Here is a 16,487-nt window from a genome sequence, read left to right as displayed (position 1 = left end):
CCCCGGTAAACGCGGTTTACACGCCATGATGGCGCTCAGCCAGTACCGCATTGATGCGCGACACCAGGGTCTCTGCCACCGTGTCAACGCTGCCGGCGACGCTCGCCAAACATAAAAAATGTGCACCGCCGTCCAGACCGACAGACACATTCTCGCCGGCGACCCTGACCACGCTGATCTCGGCCGGGTCGAGGTGCGCGCCCGGCAACAGCTTGACCAGCTGCTTCAATGCCAGCGCCGCCTCTATCTGGTTTTTGATGTGAGTTGACGCCTGAAGGGTGTTTCGCCATAGGCGACATCCACGGCATGCACCGCGCCATCGCGCAGCTTGAGAAACACCTCGCCGCCGTTGCTGACCCAAACCTTGGTGATTTCCCCGGCGATAACGGCCACGTCATCCCGGATTTCAACAAATTGATTAGCCATAATGTTTTTCCAATACCGGCCCGAAAGCCTCAAGAATGTCAACAAACGCCGCCAGATGTCGGGGGTGTTTGTCCTGAATAAACGCCGAGAGCAGCTTCAGGGTCTCCATGGCGGTGGCCAACTGGCTGGTCTCGGGCAGGCTTTTTTTGCTGGCGGCAATGGACTTGCTCCACGCATCCGTTAAGCGTGCTAGCAGCTCAACCCGCTCTGGGGCACTCAATGTGTCAGCCAGGTTGACTTTTTTCAGTGTCTCCTGAAACTGCGCCATCAGGTTGGTCAGGATGGCGCGCGCGATATCTTCCGGCGCGCCGTTGGCCAGCAGATGGGCGCTGCGTATCACCTCCCAGTCATCGCCACTGTTCAGCGTCTCTTTTTTTCCAGCGCCGGGCGGAATGCACACTGACGCCGCACTGGATTGCCGCCCGCTCCAGAGACGGGTTGCCGAACACATAAGCCCGCCGCAGCCCCTGGTGGGGTGGCCCTGGAATGCGCCATTACACCCCCAGTCGCGCCCGTATGAGCGTCGGCCCGTGCGCCCTTCATCTGCAGGCGGTCAAGGCGGCGGTTGATACCGTCGAGCTGGGTACGAATGGTGCGCAGCTCTGCCAGCACCGGCGACATCACATCCTGTGGTTTCATGAATCAGGCTCCTCGTTATTTGTCGGCCTTGCGGTCGAGCTTGTTATCGATATGTTGAATACTATCCTTGATGTCCTGCATCATGCCGGTCATTAGCTGCAGGTCGCGCTGTGCATCCTTACGCCGCTGATAGTCCTGCCGTACTTGGGTCAGTTCATACTGCAGGCGGCGAAGTTCTTCACTGACGCTTTTAAGCCACAGGCCGCCGAGCGCCGATAGCAGGCTCAGGGCAATATTGAAGGCCAGATCAAGGCTCATCGCGTGGTCTCTCCTGTGCGCTATAGAAAGCGTTTATCGCCTGCAGCTGGGCTCGCAGGGTCAGACACCAGGCCCCGTAGTCGCTGGCGTGGTGCAAGCAACGCCTCCGGGCCAAGCCCCTTTACAGGAGGGAGGCGGTGTGGCGACATGGGCGGCAACACCAGCAGGTTAACCGGCGGACGCGGACAAGGCAGAGTATTATCGTCGGCGGGGTAGCCGAGGGCGGCGCGGTAGCGCTGCAGCCCATCAGGTCCCAGACCGGTATAAGCAGCGCCATCATGGGCCACCGCATAGGCAATACTCCTGTGTAACTGTTGGGTTTTTAGCGTCAGGGCGTGCTTGTGTGGTTTCCAGCTACGCACTGAGCCGGTCATTGGCCCCCTGCAGCTGTTGCTGCCGGGTCAGGGCGGTTTTCAGCGCCTGTTGTGTGACCTGCGCCTGCTGGCGTTGTCGAGCTTCACACTCGGCCTGCCGGGTGGCCAGTGTTGCCTGGGCAACCAGCCTGGCCTGCTGTGTGCCGCGCCAGTAGTCTGCACCACCGGCCAGAGCGGCAACCAGTACGACTATCCACCACGGACGGAGAATGAACTTAATCAGTGCGAGTAGCCGTGTCATTAGCATCTCCCTGTTTACGGGCGCGCCGTCCGGCGTAAAGCGGGCGACGCTGCCATGGGTGACCAGGCGTCGAGATAGACCCCGAGCGTCAGGTCGGTCTCCTGACGACTCCAGGCAACAGTCCGGCACCACCAGGGAGCTGACCAGAAACCCGCCGACGACAATCACATCCGAGGTCGACAGCCGCCCCTCGGGATTGCTGACCAGCTCGGCCAGACGCGCCATCATAAAATACGCTCACACAGATGGCCGCGCAGCGGCGCGAAGTTCCCCGACGCCCAGGCCGGTATTGAAAATCTTGGGCACAGCCTGCTGGAAAATTCATTGTGGTGACCGTGCAGAGCGGCTTCGGGACAGTGCACACGCAGTGTCAATACCTGGGTGCACAGCACGGCCCACTGCGCCGACGTAAACTGGTCGGTGCCCACCACAGGCAGAGACCCAGCGAATCGGCGTTATGGCCGCGCACATGGGCACCCACTTCTTCCACATCGCGCCTGGTCAGCCACTGACCGTCAGCGTCAATCACCCCATGGTAGCCAATGCTGGTCCGGCCGTTATCATTGGCCGGGGCGTCACGGTGAAAACCGCGCGCCCGGTGCCAGCGGTCAATCACCTGGGCGGCGTTTTCGTTGTCCCGGCCCAGGACGCGCCCATTGGGTGTGGTGGCACAGTGAATAATGATGCGATGAATGGCGAGGGACATAAAAACCTCATGCAGAACATGAGGCTATTGTGGCGCAAGGTTGTGGCGCAAGGTGATCGGCGGTGCTGATGACGGGGCGTAGAGGGTAATACTCAGAACAGGGTGGGTTGCTCGGGCGGTGACCCCGCCTGACGCTGGCGCACCAGTTCGCGGGCGCGGGTCGCGACGATGCCATAGCGCGGGCACAATAGCGTCAAGGGCCATGGTGGTGGACTTCCCTTCAGCCAGCAGCCGGTCCAGCTCAGCCAGAAAGCAGCGGTTGCGCTAGGCGCGCCACGCTTTATCACAGCGGTGGACATACAGCTCCTCGCCGCCAAAATGGCGCATCAGCAGCGCCACCTGAGAGGGCGTCAGAACTTCCTGCAGCAGGGCAATGCGTCGCTCCCCCGCGCCGCGCAATCCCTTGCCGATGCGGAACGGCACCCCGCCGAAATGACGAATAAGCGCCTCGGTGGCCCGGAAAGCCTATCAGGCCGGCAATCTGCTGCACTGACTCCGGCAGCAGCGCCTGCCCCTCGGCGTAATCGGGCTGCAGCGACGGTTGCATCACGGCCTCCCGTGCCGTTTGGCGTCCATAATCAGCATCTGCATCAGCTGGCGCCCCTGCGCATCATCGATGCCATTCTACGGGCTTTTTTCGCCCAGCATACGCGCAATCATGCCATTGAGGTAGCCCCAGGGCCGCCCGGCGCTCGCGAGCAGTGCCTTAATCTCGCTGAGCATCCCCTGACGTCTCGCTGCCACACGGGGCTTGCGGCCCTGTTTGGGTGACGTGGTAAAGCCCTGGCTGCGCATATAGCGCAGCACGCGCGCCAGCTCGGCGACAGTGCAGTCCCTGGCGCTATTTTTACCGGTCTCGCGCAGCAGGAAGCCCCGGTAGGTCTCCTCATCCCAGTCGAGTTTATTTTTACTCGCATGCACCACTTTAATCAGATTTTTCATGAGCATCACTCCGAAGGGTCACCGCATGAGAGTGCCGTCCCGGCGAAAGCATCTCCCTCTCATCGAAGAAAGACACTAAAGGCAATAACCCCAGTGCGGTCAAGGCGCGCTTGCACTCGGCAAGCGGGTATTTGGTTACTGACGCATAAGACTGGCTCTCATCAGGAAATAATCGCTGCCAGGCGGCCTGCGCTATCTTGACCTGCAGCAGGGCATCCGCCAGTGCCTGATGCTTTTCACCATCAAACGGGATGGTGCGCACATCTATCCCCGACAGCCGCACCAGTGTGCGCAGGTCGGCGACATCCCAGAATGACCAGGGGTAACGGTCATTGCCCTGGTCGTTTTTTTTGCGGGTCAACGCGGGCGAACCAGCTCTCCAGCAGGGGAGTATCGAATACCGCGCCGTTACCCCAGGGCACGCGAGGTTTAGCGCAGTGGGTGGCGATAAAAGTCCGCAAGGCGCGCGCCACAACGTCGGGGCGCGCTTTACCGCCAAAAGCCTCGTGACATGCCTCATCACTCTGTTTTTGCCACCATTGCAGGGTCTCGGCCTCTGGCTCACCATATTTGAGTGCGGCCTGATAATCGATACGCGCATAAAACGTCGGTCTAACCCGCCCCGTTGCTGGTTCAAACATCACCGCCGCCACCGATAAATATCGGGCAACCGTCTTTTTTACCCAGCGTTTTGATATCGAGCATCACATTATTCATGGGTCTGTTCATCACTTGTCCTCAATGCTGTTTTTATAGCACATTACCACCTGTTTCATTTGCTGGCGAATAGCGTCTGAATAAATCATGCGTTGCCGGGCATCATAAAAACGCAGGCTAAAGGGCACCGGGACGAGGCGTGATTCCTGTACCAGACTGCGGTCATTAAGATAATAAAGACAGCGATTGCCGTTATCCCCATATTCACATTTAATCACGCGATATAACATATTTATGTCCTCCCGGATGGGTTGAGAAAAACAGGCATGACGTTTATTTGGCGCAAGCCACCACCGGCGGATTGATGCCATTCTAAAACAGAGTATTAATACATTATTTATTCAGCATTTCGGTGTCAGCCACAGAATGTTTGCAAAATAAGGGGCTACATTAATTTTAACCTCCCTGCAAACGATTAAATCCATTGCCCTGTCCAGTGTTATTATTAATGTGCCTTCTTTTAAAATCCGATTAGGTTGATAAATAAAGTACGCGCCGACCGGATAGCATTGATTAAGCTGTTCTGCCTTCATGATTCATACCCCGGCGATATCCGGCGACAGCGGCCGATATTGCCCGGTCTCGTCGATGCGCTCATAAAGGCGGATATAGACCACCTGCACCTCTTATGCCAGCGCATCCATCGCCCGCAACCAGCGCGAGTCGGTAATATCATGGCGACGCAGCTGCAGAATACGGGCCGGATTAATATCACCGTTCTTATCAATGGAAAAGGCTTGATCAATAATGGCCAGCAGCTCCGGTCGCGCATTCTGCGTTCATTCCGTCATGCAATCATCAATTAACGCCTTGGCGGCCTGGATGCGCTCATCAAAGGTAATGCGGTCTTGCAGCGCGCGAATGACCTTGTAGCAGCCATTAAAGGAATACAGCGTCACATTGCCTTTTCTGCCGCCACGCTTCACCCCGCACTGCTCAATCGACAGGTCAATCAATGCCTGGATATCGACAAACGCGCGATGTTTAAAATCTCGCAATGCCTCATGCAGCGGACGGGCGCGTGCCACAATAAATTTGACCAGCGCGTCGCGCTCCTTATCAATGGGCTTTACCATGGCGTCGGGTATTAATGCGCCCTTGGCATCCTGCCAGTAATTGGCGGGCACCGTATTGTCATGTGAGTTAGTAAACATGATAACCTCTCCTGTTAAATGTATTGGCAATAGAGCCTTTATTGATGGCCTCGAAATCAGCCCGGCACGATAATATGGTGGCAAGTGCATCGTGAATAAACTGGGCTTCTTTCTTTTCAACTTCACTGCCCGTACCGCTGGCACTGATATTTACATCAATGCCGATGAGGGTTTGCTAAACAATAATGTTAATTTCAATTGTCATGGTGACCTCAATATAATGATGCTGACCAAATAACCTTGCATCCATTTTTTATGAATACCCCTTGCTTAAAACCACCCCGTGCGTTTTTGCCAACGGGGATATAATCCGGTTGACCCTTTTTAATAATTGCTCACAGAGCGTATGGTGTTCAATACGGATAACCGGCTTGCAGTCATGCAATATCACGCCTTTTACACTCACGCCTTTTATCGTTAAATACTGTATAACGGCTTCTGCCTGCGTCATCGCAGCGATAAGATGATTGTTAGTCGATACCTCTTTATGATGGACTGACATACTTTTCTTCTTCAATGAATCAGCATTTCTGCATAGCGGTCGATTAACGTCACGGACATCCCCTGATTGCCGATAGCACTTGTCCGGGCCACCCCGCGCGCCAGTTTAAACAGGCGGCGATAATTGCCCCGTGAATGCTTGCGAAAAACAGAGGCAATCTTGAGCGCAAGCGGGTTATCCGAGACCTCGTTGTTCGATAGCAGGCTGCCGAGAATGGCGCTGAAATCCTCGGCTTCGCTCTCTTTCCTGCGGGACGCCAGGTCTAACGCCATGCCCACTCGGCTATAAAGCTGGGCGTATTCCCCGCGTGAGCCTTTCAGATTGAGCAGCAGGCGCGGCATGCCCGCCAGGACAATGGCCGCCCCGGAACGGTCGTGAATGCGGCGCAGGACCTCAAGCGCCCTGTAGGGCAGCAGCTCGGCCTCGTCAACCAGGACCAGCCAAGTTTTTGTCGCGCAGCCCCTGCACACACTCCTCGACCAGCTCGTGCATCTTGCCGGTTTTCTGCAGACCCAACCGGGCGCACAGCGCCTGCAATAACACCTTGGCGGTATAGCCGGGGTCGGCTTCAATCAGGATGACGCCTTTATTAACGCTGTTGGCGCGCACATACTCTTTCAGTACCATGCTTTTCCCCATGCCGACCGGGCTGTATATCACACCGATATCGCCGAAGTCGTGTGTGGCACTAATCAGGTCGAGCGCCACCCTGGCCAGATGGGTCGGCACAAAATTTACCTTAATGTCCCGCCGGTAGGCGCGCTCTGTCTCACGGTCAAAAAATCTCGCAGTGTGCCCTCGACGTTATCAATATTGCCGTTGTAAACCCCCTTTAAATATTGTGAAATGGTCGCGCCGCTTAATCCAGTTTTATCGGCCACCTTGCGCTGGGTGTAGCCTGACCGCGCCATCAGCTGGAAAATACGTTCTCGCGTTGTCATACAATATATTTTTACCGGTTATTACCGACCTGCTTGATATCGTGCTCATATTAAGATTTAAACAAATACACCTTATCTTTTTCGGGTGCCGATACCTGGGGTATCAGCAGGCTGTAATCGCTCTCCCTGGGTGCATCAATCACCGGGCGTAATTCGTCTTTTGCATCCTGAATTTTGCTTTTGGCCAGTTTAATGCGACGCTTGGCGCGCGCTTCCGGCGCTTTTTCCACTCTGGAGACCGGCACCGGCGAGGCAGTATTGCCATTCCACAGCGCAGTACAGAGATAGGCCCCGTCCATCTGGCGAATAATCACTTCATTAGGCTTATGGATATCGTAAGCCACTCGCACCGTCTGGCGGTCTACCTCAATCAGCTCCCTGGCAAAATACTGGTTATTCAGTAATTCAAGCCAACCGCGCTGGGCCACACGTTTTTCTTCCGGCATAAACATCTCGCGCGACTCGCCTGGCGTCAGGTATTCAATATCGTCCCCTTCCTCAGCCAACAGAACCTTACGGTAGGCGGCCGGCGTCATTGATTTACCGTTGACCTTGGGCAGGGCGCTGTGCTCGTGGCTGTGGTTATAGCGCTGCACCTCCTCCTCAATGGCGTCTATCAGCTGCCGCCAGCTGGGCAATATCGCCAGCGTCCTTTGCTGCGTGGTGTTCAGCTCCTTCCCCTGACGCAGGGGATTCGACAGACTCAGCAGTTTTTGCCCCTGCACCCGCGCCCCGTTGGGGTGGCGCTCAATCCGTTATAAGTCTGAAAGCGCAGGGCCAGCCTGCGTGGCAGAGCGCCGTTCAGCCGCTCGATAATGCCCCGCGCCGGCGGGTTACCGGGGATACCGGTAATATGCTCAATACCCAGCCGGGGAAAAATCCCGGTGATATCCGCATCCAGCATCTTGTTGGTCTCGCCGCCGCCGTTATCGGAGTAGGCAAACAGCGGTTTGCCGTGGTGCTGGATGGTATAACGCCACGCATCCGCTACCGCGATGGCGTTTTCTGCCAGTGACGGGCTCCAGCCCACCAGATAGCGGGTACGCCCGTCGAGCACCAAAGTCAGCTCCGGGGTAAAGGGCCGCCCGTGTATCGGATGCGCCACTTTCATGTTCAGCGACTTGCCGTCGGCTATCCAGCAGCCATTTACCGGCATCTGCGCCCAATCCCGCTGCTGGTACACCTGATACGCTTTGAGCGCCGAGCCGGTGACCCGGCCCTTGACCCTTCGGTTGGACGCAGCAACCCGCTTGACCATGCGATTGACCTTGTCGTAGGTCGGCAGGGCCGCCAGCATGGCAGGCTGGTCATGGTATTTATTCTGGCAGTCCGCCTGAAATGCGCGGTAGGCTTCCAGCACCGTCGGGCCACAGGGTCGGGCATAATGCGGTCAGAACGGGGCGTAGAACCACGTTATGTCCTCGGGGCGCTGCTTCCTTCAGCTTCCCGGGAGCCAGTATCGCCAGATGCTCCTGGGGCCGCTCAGCGCTGAGATAGAGACTCACCCATTCCTGTAGGCTGCTTTTGCCCACCCCTTGCTTTGGGGGTGCGGCCCTTTTTGGCGTTAGCCAGCGTGGCGGCGCGCTGCAGGGCCTCGGGCAATGTGCCGGCCTTTGACTCATCGACGATAAAGGTCACCGCCGCGATGCGGCGGGTCATGCCGGCCCTGCTGTAACCGGACCACTTCCTGTGCCAGCATCATGCGCGCATCGGCAGTCTGCTTCTGCTGATCGTTCAGAGCCTGCACCTTGCGCTCGAGCAGGGCCGGGGATTGCGCAATCAGGGATTTATAGTGCCGTTGTTTGATGATCTCGCGTGTTTGTTCCGGCAAACAATCGATGTGGTACTTGAAAGCCTTGGTGCCCGAACGCTTACGGACTAAATCGGGTGAATTTGCAGTCCACTTATTCAGTGACCAGCGAAGTTCCTGCAAGGTGCCAGGCAATCCGGGTAAACCGACTAACTCACTCGCCGTAACAAACATAATTACGACACCTTACTCATATAACGACTCGGCCAAATGCTGGCCGGATCCACATTGAGTGCATTAGCGATAATGCGTTCACCTTTGGGATAGGGACGATACAGCGCGTTTTTTAACGTGCTGGATGCCAGCCCCGAGCCGCGGGAGAGATCTTGCATGGTGATCCCCTTCTTGTGCAGGAAGGCCAGGATATCAATCCAGTGCCAGTCACGATGATTCACTTCATTTCTATCTAATATTCGATTACCCTAAAAGGTTAACCATGTGGGTAAGTCATGGGGCTTACCCATACAGCAATGACATCTCAAATTTAAGAGAAGTAAAGCAAATAATGAATTTTCTTTTCTGATCGCCCCATATGAGAGATATTTTTGTATTTTATTAACTATAATCAATAAGTTATAGAGAAAATAAAATGAGGAAGAGGAAAACAAGTAATTTTGCTTTTGATATGGATGGAAAAGAAAATTTTGTCGCACGCCTTAAACAACTTATAGGCAATAGAAGTGCTAGAGCTGCTGCAAATGAATGGGGGTTATCCTTCTCAACATTGTACAACTATTTAACTAGAGGTACAGAACTATCTTTTACAGTGGTGCAAGGCATTGCATATAAGGAACACGTCAGCCTGGACTGGCTTGCATTTGGTTCATCATGCACTCAAAACGAAGTGGCCTCAACTAGCGAGATTTAGTCGATTAACGAGGAAAGCCTAATGGAGGATCCTTTAGAAGCCACTTGGCATATGATTTATAAGTCGCTGAATAAAAAAGATTTATAGGCATTAATAAGCCTGCTTTTGCAAGAAGGGGCAAAGGGTGTATTGGCGTTATCAGGACGTAAAGATGACTTAGATAGTTTGTTACTCCAACTTCCATAAAGAAGGAAAAGAACGTCTGATAACCCTACACGAAGCTAAAAAGGGGGCGGTATCTGAAGAGTGTGCAGTAGAAGATGTGGCAAGCTTAAACTGTAAGAAAAGTGGAGCGGTCTAAATAAAGACTAGGCCATTACCTATCTCATTTTATTATTTTTATGATTTACTAATATTGTTTAACCTAATTTACATATATCTAATGGATGCCCAAAAGGCGTTTAAACTACCTTTAAATCTGCTCAAACCACAGTCATTCGAGTCCAGAATCTGTAAAATATCTGTAAGCCGCGCCATTAAAGGGCTTCCGGCTAACCCATCGTTTAACTTAAGAGTCCAGAAATGATTGCCACCCCACACAAAGCCCGCTGGTGCAATTTCCCCATCTCACCGATAAGACGCTAAAACAACGGCTGGAGCTGGAATGGCAGGCGGTGAATGATTATGTCGGCATGGCGTGTTACCAGATGGAAAACGACACGCCACTGTGCTGGACGCTGGCGGGCAACATCAGCGCCGGCGCCCTCGTCGCCCACTGGGTCGCCTCCCCCCGCTTCGACGACAAACGATTGCAGCAGGACGGGGAATTCACCAGGTTCTGGGCGGGCAATGTTTTTATCAGCCGTCGCCGGGGCGTCGGCCTGGTGCTGCAGTTGCTCTGGTGTGATGCGCAAAACCAGATCCAGCCGGGTTACATTTACACCCTGACCGCCAGCACCGCCGCGCGGAGCGTCTCGTCCGGCCGCAGCGCGCCGAGACCAGTTTCGTGCTCAACGCTTTCGATGCGCGGCATCTCCAGTTAGCGTACGGTCTGCTGACCTATGCCATCGGCATTCTTGAGGGCGTGTCACCACCACTCATGGAAATGATGGACCGGCCCGATACCTTGCCCCACGCTTAGATCATCGGCATGCATCAGCGCCTGCTGCAGCCAGGCTTTGGCCGCGCGCAGCGTTTGCGGCCAGTCATCATGGCGCGGACGTAGCGCGACTAAGGCGGCAGACAGTGTGCAACCGGTTCCGTGGATGTGCCGGGTCGCCACCCGCGCGCCTTCAAACCGCAACTCATTGTCGGGGCTGATAAACCAGTCCGGACTCGCGTCGCCGGCCAAATGGCCACCTTTCATGACCACCGCCTGACAGCCTAGCGCCAGCAGTGCGCGACCTTGCTGACGCATCTGATGCTCATTGACCGCGGGCGCGCAGCCGAGCAGAACCGCCGCCTCCGGCAGGTTGGGCGTGATAATTGACGCCAGGGGCAACAGGAGATCCTGCAGACTGGTCACCGCATCCTCATCCAATAGCGCATCGCCGCTCTTGGCGACCATGACCGTATCGAGCACCAGCCAGGGTATAGCGTGCTCCCTGAGCTTGGCTGCCACCGTGCGGATGACCGCTGCCTGGCCGAGCATACCGATTTTAGCGCTATCAATACGCACGTCGCTAAGCACTGACTCCATTTGCGCCGCGACGAAATCGGCGTCGATAGGATACACCGACTGTACGCCGCGGGTGTTCTGCGCCACCAGCGAGGTCACCACCGTGGTGCCATAGGCGCCGAGCGCCGAAAAGGTTTTTAAATCCGCCTGAATACCCGCCCCGCCGCTGGGATCGGTGCCGGCGATGGATAACGCATGATAAATCCGGCTCATTGCACATCCTCCGCACACAGACGATACAGTTCATCCAGCATTCCGCTGGAAAAGCTGCCTGGCCCCGCGGCCCATGCGGCGGTAAGACGCCCGGCGCGGGCCATCAGCCGGCAGGCGCCAGCAACGTTATCCAGCCGCTCGCCGGGCAAGGTGCAGCAGGCCGCCACCACCGCCGACAGGGCGCAACCGGTACCGGTCACACGCGTCATTATCGGATGACCATCGTCTACCTGCCAGGTACGGTTGCCGTCGGTAATCAGATCCACCGCGCCGGTCACCCCCACTATTGCGCCGCACGCTTTAGCCAAGGCCCAAGCGGCGGGCAGCGCCTGCACGGAATCATCGCCGCTATTAACGCCGCGACCGGCCGGAGCAATACCGGCCAGCGCCAGGATTTCCGAGGCGTTGCCGCGCACCGCCGCAGGCTGCAGGGTCAGCAGATGCCGGGCGAAATCAGTACGGTAATGCAGCGCGCCGACGCCGACGGGATCCAGCACCCAGGGGGTGCCTACCGCGCCAGCGGCCGCGATTGCCGCCAGCATGGCGGCCGCCCGCTGCTGGCACAGCGTACCAATATTAATCAATAGGGCATCGGCGATGGCGCTGAACTGCGCGGCCTCTTCCGGCTCCACGACCATCGCAGGGGAGGCGCCCAAGGCCAGCAGCGTGTTAGCGGTGAGGGTTTGCACTACGTCGTTGGTGAGACAGTGGACCAGCGGCGCCTGCTGGCGCAGCTGTTGTAAGGTATGGGCGGCAATTGCGCCCGGCAGTTCGGAGGGTTGCATGGCTCTCATTCTCCCACCGGCGATCAAGAAGGCGGTTCCGCGGGTGAATGGATACCGTGACCTCCCTACGCTGGCATGATCCAGTTCAGGTAATACGGGTATTTCTCAGCCTTCACCTGGCGGTCATGGCAGCCCGAGTCATTGATAAATATGTGGTTTTATTGCTTGATGTCTGTTTATTCCTGCAGGTCTGCAGACCTGCAGACATGATAGCGTAATGCCCAAGCAAAATACAATCGATTTACCCTTGTACGTCCGGCAAAAATGTTAAACAACGAAACGGCGGCGTGCCCGGCCCTCGTCACGCGTGCTGCCGGCTCGGCACACCGCCTGCGCGGCGTGGGTCAAGGTCTCACGGCGTGTTTATTCAATCTGAACGTTTTTCTGCTACCCTAATACTCAGATTATTTGTCCGTGCCGTCATAGACGCCAGGCCGGTCTGGGAGCAAAGTACATCACTGTTGTGGGAACTAAAGGAATGGAATAGGCATCCTTCTCAGCAACGTGTTTTTCACAGGTTAAATAAATACAATGGATTAATTAACAGGACACCGCCGGCGCCGATGGATCAAGATGGAAATTTCTCGCCGGCTAGCTTAACAATTTAAGTTCCATTGGCCAGGTGATAGCATGTTTCGCGTTAGCCACACCAAGTTTACTGATAATATTGCGAATATGGAATTTAACTGTTCCTTCGCGAATTGACAGGATAGTCGAGATTTCATTATAGGTTTTACCTACGATTGCCCAGAACAGCACCTCTTTTTCCCGCGGCGAAAGCCGGCAAGGTTCCTCTTCTGGCCCACCTCCTTGCTCCTTACGCGCGTCGAAAAAGCGTATAACCTTTTCATGGGTGGTAATGAGCAACATCTGAAAATTATTTTTCTCTTTTTCTATTATATCATAAAATACAGCATTTTGCTTCACCTGGCTTATCGTTAGCGTGGCTAGGTTTTTATCGGGATCATGTAGCGTGAAGGTATAACCATTGTCAAGTGCGTAATCACTCGACATCTTATAAAAGTTTTGATCTGGCATATTGGGATTATTTTGCTGGCTAAAAGGCGTAAACTTACGGCAGGCGATTATTATTACCGGGTCAATTTTTTGATAACCATAATTACGATATTGGGTTAGCCAACCCGTCGGGTGATCAGATATCATAAAGACAGGGTGTCCATCATCCTTATTCATTATGGAGTAGGCAAAAGTAAAAACATTAAAATCGTTAAATATATGTGAAAGATAAAGTTTAATATTTTTCTTCATCTGGTTGATAAATAGCATATAATCCTTATCGCTTGGGTCACCCATTGTCTCTACCTGTTATATTTATTTGAATGAACGAAATAATCGCACCAGGGATGGAAATTTGGTGCTGCAGTTATTTTACTTTATGATTATTGAATGGTATAAAAAGCCCACAATGGAAGCAACCACTAATAGAGTTGTTTATAATTATCCATCACAGTATCGCGACACGTAATACCCTTTGACTCGGCCACCATAATTAGCCTAAACATTAAATAATATAATTATATCCCCAATACCTCTTTGGTCATCCGGCAAGCAGGACACGCAATGAACAGGAATAGCGGCGCCATTGCCGTCAGACACTATCAGGAAGCGGACTGTCCTTTCTTGCGCACGCTTTTTTTGGCTTCGCGCAAAGCGAATTGGTTATGGGCTGGACGATAGCCAATGGCAGTTGGAGGATTTTGACGCGGTTACGCTGGGGGAAAAAATTCTGGTGGCGGAGATCAACCAGACTATCGCCGGCTTTGCTTCACTTTCGGTGCAGGATCGCTTTTTACACAATTTGTTTATAGCGCCACAATGGCAGCGGCAAAAGGTCGGCACCGCTTTGCTGGACGCCTGCTATCCCTTATGCCGGGGCACAATGGCGCTAAAATGTCTGATCCTTAACCAGCGAGCGCTGCGCTTTTATCTAAACAATGGCTGGCGGGTTATTAACTACCGGCCTGGCGGAAAACGGTGAATACTATTTGGTGCATCACCGCCAGCCTTCGGCATCCTCGCGGCGGCAAACCGCTTCCGGACGCCCTTGATGCGGCGTCCGCACCGCTGTCTTAAGCTTTTTTGAGCGTGATGCTCCACCGGGCTGCGCCCACTTGCTGATAATCGGTCACGACATGTCCCTGCTCCGCCGCCCACTGCGGCAGACTTTCCGTCGCCTGTGTACAGTCGAAGTCAATAATCAGTTCATCACCGACCTGCAATGTCGCCATAGCGGACTGCGATTCGATAAGCGGGAAAGGGCAGCCCTGGCTAATGACATCAAGTTTCTTAATTATTTTTTTCTCATTAGGGTAATCATCAGATTGATGCAGCGCGTACCGTTTCCTGACGCCGCGGGCGGACGAACAGATACCATGACGCTGTCTATAACACCGAGAATCATAAAGGCCAAACCGATCCGACCCTGCCAGGTCAGTATGGCGGTCATTACCAGACCGTTGCCGATAAAACAACCGCCGGCGCAGCTGCGGACCGAGGTGGAGGCATCGGCAGCGCGCAGGCGGAACTCGCCGCTGCCTTTGGCGGCGATAAACGCGCCAAGAAAGATCCCTAATACTAAAAACACACCCCAATTGATGAATTTGTCATCCCCTATGACCAGATACTGGACAATATTGGCGCTCGGCGCGGTAATGCCAAGGCCAAAGTGGCGTCCGGCGGCGATGCTCAACAGCCAGGCGAGCGTAGCGATGAGGTTTATCAGAACAGCGGTGGCAAACGGATGCCAGCGTTTTTCAAACAGCAAATGGGCCCGGGCCGGTTTTTTTGGCCGGTAAAGCGGCGACCGTCAACTTAGGTTTTTTCAGTTCCCTACGCGCCCGCCAGAGGGCCAGCAGCACCAACAGTGTAATAAACGGCCAGGGAGACAGGCCGAACGTGGCAGCTATCGCATTGTGCGCGGTACTGTAAGACGTCATCTGCTGGTTGAATGCGCCCCAGATGCAGAGAGCGCATAACGGCACTGGTTACCATGTAGGCGGCCAGGGCAATCCAGCTACCGATCAATCCTTCGCCGGCGCGGTACCAAGTGCCCGTCGCGCAGCCGCTGGCCATGACAATTCCAATGCCGAAGACGTAACCGCTGACGATGGTGCCAAGCCAAGGGAACGTGCCGGCGTCGTAGCTGAACTGACCGGCAACAATCAGGGTATACACGCCGAGGCTCTGAATCGCGATAACAATTAACAAGGTGTAGAACAGGCGATTGTTTTTGGCCAGATACATATCGCGAAAGCCGCCCGTCAGACAGAATCGTCCCCGTTGCATAACAAAGCCGAGTAGCGCACCGCAAAGGAGTCCGGTGAAAAGTGTTTGCAGCATAATTAATGTTCAATGTAAAATCATAAGTAAGATCAATTATTCCCCTCACATCTACCGCCCGCCAATAGCCAAACACCGTACTATATAAAGAAAAAATATTTCCCCCTTCGCCGGGCAGATATCTACGAGTTAATCGCTGCGCCGCTCCGTCGCCTGCAGCCGTTGGCGCCAGGGCACCTGCGGCCGAAATTGTTCCTGCATCATCCGCATGAACGCGTGCGTCCGCTCCGGCAACTCCGCGCCCTGATGGGTAAGCGCCACGGCGTTGGCGTCGGGCGGGCGCCAGTCCGGCAACAGCGGCATCAGTTTTCCCCCCGCCAAAGGATCGGCCACGTCCTACTCCGAGCGCATGATGATCCCAAGCCCCTCCACTGCCCATTGGCGGATCACTTCGCCATTGTTGCTGATAAGTATCGGCTGAATGCGAATATTTACCGTAGTGCGCCGCGCCCGCAGCTGCCACAGGGTGACGTCTTCGTTGTTTTCATGCAGAGCAATGGTTGGCAGAGTCGCCAGATCCTGCGGCTGTGCCGGCAGACCGTGACGCGCGATAAACGCCGGCAAGGCGCAGAGGATGTGCCGGTTAGGGGCGATGTAATAATGGCTTATCAGATTCGACGAGCGCAGTTCGCCAATATGAATAACCAAATCGCTCCGATCGCTGCTGGCGACCAGAGGTTGATCGGAGAGTGTCATCCTGATATCCACGTCAGGAGAGCGCTGGCGAAAGGCGGCGACCACCGACGCAACATAGCGTCAGCGGAAACCAAACAGAGCATTGATGCCGAGCCGACCGACTATGGCGGGCGTGCAGCGTCTCCATCAGCCCGGCGATCTCCTCGATAATGGCAGCGCCGCGCTGGCATTATCGAGGAGATCGCCTTCATAGGTGTATTTTTGCGTGCGAGCGGAACGGTCCCCCAAAATTGGGTT

The 16,487-nt window shown here is 55.0% G+C and carries 30 protein-coding genes, 3 pseudogenes and 1 riboswitch; of the genes and pseudogenes, 4 read left to right on the top strand and 29 right to left on the bottom strand.

Features of this window, described 5'->3' with window-relative positions; all coding sequences use genetic code 11:
- Positions 1–16: 16 nt before the first annotated feature.
- From ACTBDU_RS00165 to ACTBDU_RS00095, 15 genes and pseudogenes are all read right to left on the bottom strand, one after another.
- On the bottom strand, positions 17–229 hold the full coding sequence (locus tag ACTBDU_RS00165; protein ID WP_438805119.1) for a hypothetical protein: 213 nt from the start codon (positions 227–229) through the stop codon (positions 17–19).
- Positions 230–243: 14 nt separating this feature from the next.
- Positions 244–426, bottom strand: coding sequence for a hypothetical protein (locus ACTBDU_RS00160; RefSeq protein WP_438805118.1), 183 nt, complete (start codon positions 424–426; stop codon positions 244–246).
- Entirely contained in the window at positions 419–820 is a 402-nt protein-coding gene (locus ACTBDU_RS00155; protein ID WP_438805210.1) for a DUF1804 family protein, read from the bottom strand. The genes ACTBDU_RS00160 and ACTBDU_RS00155 overlap by 8 nt, the downstream gene beginning before the upstream one ends.
- Entirely contained in the window at positions 774–875 is a 102-nt protein-coding gene (locus tag ACTBDU_RS00150) for a hypothetical protein (RefSeq protein ID WP_438805117.1), read from the bottom strand. The genes ACTBDU_RS00155 and ACTBDU_RS00150 overlap by 47 nt, the downstream gene beginning before the upstream one ends.
- 205 nt (positions 876–1,080) lie before the next feature.
- On the bottom strand, positions 1,081–1,323 hold the full coding sequence (locus ACTBDU_RS00145) for a hypothetical protein (protein WP_438805116.1): 243 nt from the start codon (positions 1,321–1,323) through the stop codon (positions 1,081–1,083).
- Between the two features lie 20 nt (positions 1,324–1,343).
- Positions 1,344–1,697, bottom strand: coding sequence for a hypothetical protein (locus ACTBDU_RS00140; protein ID WP_438805115.1), 354 nt, complete (start codon positions 1,695–1,697; stop codon positions 1,344–1,346).
- Positions 1,678–2,166: a hypothetical protein gene (locus ACTBDU_RS00135; protein WP_438805114.1), complete on the bottom strand. Its 489-nt coding sequence runs from the start codon at positions 2,164–2,166 to the stop codon at positions 1,678–1,680. The genes ACTBDU_RS00140 and ACTBDU_RS00135 overlap by 20 nt, the downstream gene beginning before the upstream one ends.
- 142 nt (positions 2,167–2,308) lie before the next feature.
- A complete protein-coding gene (locus ACTBDU_RS00130; protein ID WP_438805113.1) occupies positions 2,309–2,644 on the bottom strand; it encodes a hypothetical protein in 336 nt (111 codons plus the stop codon).
- 92 nt (positions 2,645–2,736) lie between these two features.
- Entirely contained in the window at positions 2,737–2,943 is a 207-nt protein-coding gene (locus ACTBDU_RS00125) for a hypothetical protein (protein WP_438805112.1), read from the bottom strand.
- Positions 2,909–3,067: a hypothetical protein gene (locus ACTBDU_RS00120; RefSeq protein ID WP_438805111.1), complete on the bottom strand. Its 159-nt coding sequence runs from the start codon at positions 3,065–3,067 to the stop codon at positions 2,909–2,911. The genes ACTBDU_RS00125 and ACTBDU_RS00120 overlap by 35 nt, the downstream gene beginning before the upstream one ends.
- A gap of 201 nt (positions 3,068–3,268) precedes the next feature.
- Positions 3,269–3,586 carry a phage protein GemA/Gp16 family protein gene (locus tag ACTBDU_RS00115; protein WP_438805110.1) on the bottom strand — a complete coding sequence of 106 codons (318 nt, stop codon included), beginning with the start codon at positions 3,584–3,586 and terminating at the stop codon, positions 3,269–3,271.
- Positions 3,570–3,947, bottom strand: a complete 378-nt coding sequence (locus ACTBDU_RS00110) for a 3'-5' exoribonuclease domain-containing protein (RefSeq protein ID WP_438805109.1) — start codon at positions 3,945–3,947, stop codon at positions 3,570–3,572. The genes ACTBDU_RS00115 and ACTBDU_RS00110 overlap by 17 nt, the downstream gene beginning before the upstream one ends.
- Positions 3,916–4,227 (bottom strand): 3'-5' exonuclease, encoded by a 312-nt coding sequence (locus ACTBDU_RS00105; protein WP_438805108.1) that lies wholly within the window; start codon positions 4,225–4,227, stop codon positions 3,916–3,918. The genes ACTBDU_RS00110 and ACTBDU_RS00105 overlap by 32 nt, the downstream gene beginning before the upstream one ends.
- 87 nt (positions 4,228–4,314) lie before the next feature.
- Positions 4,315–4,521 (bottom strand): hypothetical protein, encoded by a 207-nt coding sequence (locus ACTBDU_RS00100; protein WP_438805107.1) that lies wholly within the window; start codon positions 4,519–4,521, stop codon positions 4,315–4,317.
- Between the two features lie 318 nt (positions 4,522–4,839).
- Positions 4,840–5,457 (bottom strand): annotated as a pseudogene (locus ACTBDU_RS00095) (DUF3164 family protein).
- 91 nt (positions 5,458–5,548) lie between these two features.
- Here ACTBDU_RS00095 and ACTBDU_RS00090 point away from each other — a divergent pair.
- A complete protein-coding gene (locus ACTBDU_RS00090; protein WP_438805106.1) occupies positions 5,549–5,695 on the top strand; it encodes a hypothetical protein in 147 nt (48 codons plus the stop codon).
- 275 nt (positions 5,696–5,970) lie between these two features.
- Here ACTBDU_RS00090 and ACTBDU_RS00085 read toward each other — a convergent pair whose 3' ends face one another.
- From ACTBDU_RS00085 to ACTBDU_RS00055, 7 genes are all read right to left on the bottom strand, one after another.
- Positions 5,971–6,429, bottom strand: a complete 459-nt coding sequence (locus ACTBDU_RS00085) for a hypothetical protein (protein WP_438805105.1) — start codon at positions 6,427–6,429, stop codon at positions 5,971–5,973.
- Entirely contained in the window at positions 6,386–6,688 is a 303-nt protein-coding gene (locus ACTBDU_RS00080; protein WP_438805104.1) for an AAA family ATPase, read from the bottom strand. The genes ACTBDU_RS00085 and ACTBDU_RS00080 overlap by 44 nt, the downstream gene beginning before the upstream one ends.
- Positions 6,689–6,693: 5 nt before the next feature.
- Entirely contained in the window at positions 6,694–6,870 is a 177-nt protein-coding gene (locus ACTBDU_RS00075; RefSeq protein ID WP_438805209.1) for a helix-turn-helix domain-containing protein, read from the bottom strand.
- A gap of 80 nt (positions 6,871–6,950) precedes the next feature.
- On the bottom strand, positions 6,951–7,625 hold the full coding sequence (locus ACTBDU_RS00070; RefSeq protein ID WP_438805103.1) for a Mu transposase C-terminal domain-containing protein: 675 nt from the start codon (positions 7,623–7,625) through the stop codon (positions 6,951–6,953).
- The gene (locus tag ACTBDU_RS00065) at positions 7,604–8,260 is read right to left on the bottom strand and encodes a hypothetical protein (protein WP_438805102.1); all 657 of its coding nucleotides are present in this window, start codon (positions 8,258–8,260) and stop codon (positions 7,604–7,606) included. The genes ACTBDU_RS00070 and ACTBDU_RS00065 overlap by 22 nt, the downstream gene beginning before the upstream one ends.
- A 258-nt stretch (positions 8,261–8,518) precedes the next feature.
- Complete coding sequence (locus tag ACTBDU_RS00060) at positions 8,519–8,833, bottom strand: hypothetical protein (RefSeq protein ID WP_438805101.1); 315 nt, start codon at positions 8,831–8,833, stop codon at positions 8,519–8,521.
- A gap of 53 nt (positions 8,834–8,886) precedes the next feature.
- Entirely contained in the window at positions 8,887–9,105 is a 219-nt protein-coding gene (locus ACTBDU_RS00055) for a helix-turn-helix domain-containing protein (RefSeq protein ID WP_438805100.1), read from the bottom strand.
- A 194-nt stretch (positions 9,106–9,299) separates the two neighbouring features.
- On the opposite strand from ACTBDU_RS00055, the gene ACTBDU_RS00050 reads away from it, so the two are divergent.
- Together ACTBDU_RS00050 and ACTBDU_RS00045 are read left to right on the top strand one after the other, a co-directional pair.
- On the top strand, positions 9,300–9,578 hold the full coding sequence (locus ACTBDU_RS00050; protein WP_438805099.1) for a helix-turn-helix domain-containing protein: 279 nt from the start codon (positions 9,300–9,302) through the stop codon (positions 9,576–9,578).
- 551 nt (positions 9,579–10,129) lie between these two features.
- On the top strand, positions 10,130–10,561 hold the full coding sequence (locus ACTBDU_RS00045) for a hypothetical protein (protein WP_438805098.1): 432 nt from the start codon (positions 10,130–10,132) through the stop codon (positions 10,559–10,561).
- A 44-nt stretch (positions 10,562–10,605) separates the two neighbouring features.
- Here ACTBDU_RS00045 and thiD read toward each other — a convergent pair whose 3' ends face one another.
- From thiD to ACTBDU_RS00030, 3 genes are all read right to left on the bottom strand, one after another.
- Positions 10,606–11,409, bottom strand: a complete 804-nt coding sequence (thiD, locus tag ACTBDU_RS00040; protein WP_438805097.1) for a bifunctional hydroxymethylpyrimidine kinase/phosphomethylpyrimidine kinase — start codon at positions 11,407–11,409, stop codon at positions 10,606–10,608.
- Positions 11,406–12,194, bottom strand: a complete 789-nt coding sequence (gene thiM, locus ACTBDU_RS00035; protein WP_438805096.1) for a hydroxyethylthiazole kinase — start codon at positions 12,192–12,194, stop codon at positions 11,406–11,408. The genes thiD and thiM overlap by 4 nt, the downstream gene beginning before the upstream one ends.
- 45 nt (positions 12,195–12,239) lie before the next feature.
- Positions 12,240–12,340: riboswitch (TPP riboswitch) on the bottom strand.
- Between the two features lie 445 nt (positions 12,341–12,785).
- The gene (locus ACTBDU_RS00030) at positions 12,786–13,508 is read right to left on the bottom strand and encodes a LuxR family transcriptional regulator (RefSeq protein ID WP_438805095.1); all 723 of its coding nucleotides are present in this window, start codon (positions 13,506–13,508) and stop codon (positions 12,786–12,788) included.
- A 267-nt stretch (positions 13,509–13,775) separates the two neighbouring features.
- On the opposite strand from ACTBDU_RS00030, the pseudogene ACTBDU_RS00025 reads away from it, so the two are divergent.
- Positions 13,776–14,263 (top strand): annotated as a pseudogene (locus tag ACTBDU_RS00025) (GNAT family N-acetyltransferase).
- A gap of 21 nt (positions 14,264–14,284) precedes the next feature.
- Here ACTBDU_RS00025 and tsuB read toward each other — a convergent pair.
- The 4 genes and pseudogenes from tsuB to ACTBDU_RS00005 form a co-directional block, all read right to left on the bottom strand.
- The gene (tsuB, locus tag ACTBDU_RS00020) at positions 14,285–14,509 is read right to left on the bottom strand and encodes a thiosulfate utilization sulfurtransferase TsuB/YeeD (RefSeq protein WP_438805208.1); all 225 of its coding nucleotides are present in this window, start codon (positions 14,507–14,509) and stop codon (positions 14,285–14,287) included.
- Between the two features lie 22 nt (positions 14,510–14,531).
- Positions 14,532–15,554, bottom strand: a pseudogene (locus ACTBDU_RS00015) (YeeE/YedE thiosulfate transporter family protein).
- 129 nt (positions 15,555–15,683) lie between these two features.
- Positions 15,684–15,887 (bottom strand): hypothetical protein, encoded by a 204-nt coding sequence (locus tag ACTBDU_RS00010; protein ID WP_438805094.1) that lies wholly within the window; start codon positions 15,885–15,887, stop codon positions 15,684–15,686.
- Positions 15,888–15,890: 3 nt separating this feature from the next.
- The gene (locus ACTBDU_RS00005; protein WP_438805093.1) at positions 15,891–16,295 is read right to left on the bottom strand and encodes a LysR substrate-binding domain-containing protein; all 405 of its coding nucleotides are present in this window, start codon (positions 16,293–16,295) and stop codon (positions 15,891–15,893) included.
- Positions 16,296–16,487 lie beyond the last annotated feature (192 nt).

This window comes from Sodalis sp. (in: enterobacteria) (assembly GCF_051710625.1).
Lineage (GTDB): Bacteria > Pseudomonadota > Gammaproteobacteria > Enterobacterales > Enterobacteriaceae > JBPESN01.
The sequence above is the reverse complement of the archived record's forward strand: the minus strand, read 5'-3'. Positions and strand labels throughout refer to the sequence as shown.

Bases quoted from the DNA above. Each gene is read 5' to 3' on its own strand.
- ACTBDU_RS00050 (WP_438805099.1), top strand. From the start codon at position 9,300: ATGAGGAAGAGGAAAACAAGTAATTTTGCTTTTGATATGGATGGAAAA.
- ACTBDU_RS00075 (WP_438805209.1), bottom strand. From the start codon at position 6,870: ATGGCGCGGTCAGGCTACACCCAGCGCAAGGTGGCCGATAAAACTGGA.
- thiM (WP_438805096.1), bottom strand. From the start codon at position 12,194: ATGCAACCCTCCGAACTGCCGGGCGCAATTGCCGCCCATACCTTACAA.
- ACTBDU_RS00105 (WP_438805108.1), bottom strand. From the start codon at position 4,227: ATGTTTGAACCAGCAACGGGGCGGGTTAGACCGACGTTTTATGCGCGT.
- ACTBDU_RS00030 (WP_438805095.1), bottom strand. From the start codon at position 13,508: ATGGGTGACCCAAGCGATAAGGATTATATGCTATTTATCAACCAGATG.
- ACTBDU_RS00135 (WP_438805114.1), bottom strand. From the start codon at position 2,166: ATGATGGCGCGTCTGGCCGAGCTGGTCAGCAATCCCGAGGGGCGGCTG.
- ACTBDU_RS00160 (WP_438805118.1), bottom strand. From the start codon at position 426: ATGGCTAATCAATTTGTTGAAATCCGGGATGACGTGGCCGTTATCGCC.
- ACTBDU_RS00125 (WP_438805112.1), bottom strand. From the start codon at position 2,943: ATGTCCACCGCTGTGATAAAGCGTGGCGCGCCTAGCGCAACCGCTGCT.
- ACTBDU_RS00115 (WP_438805110.1), bottom strand. From the start codon at position 3,586: ATGAAAAATCTGATTAAAGTGGTGCATGCGAGTAAAAATAAACTCGAC.
- thiD (WP_438805097.1), bottom strand. From the start codon at position 11,409: ATGAGCCGGATTTATCATGCGTTATCCATCGCCGGCACCGATCCCAGC.
- ACTBDU_RS00130 (WP_438805113.1), bottom strand. From the start codon at position 2,644: ATGTCCCTCGCCATTCATCGCATCATTATTCACTGTGCCACCACACCC.
- ACTBDU_RS00145 (WP_438805116.1), bottom strand. From the start codon at position 1,323: ATGAGCCTTGATCTGGCCTTCAATATTGCCCTGAGCCTGCTATCGGCG.
- ACTBDU_RS00140 (WP_438805115.1), bottom strand. From the start codon at position 1,697: ATGACCGGCTCAGTGCGTAGCTGGAAACCACACAAGCACGCCCTGACG.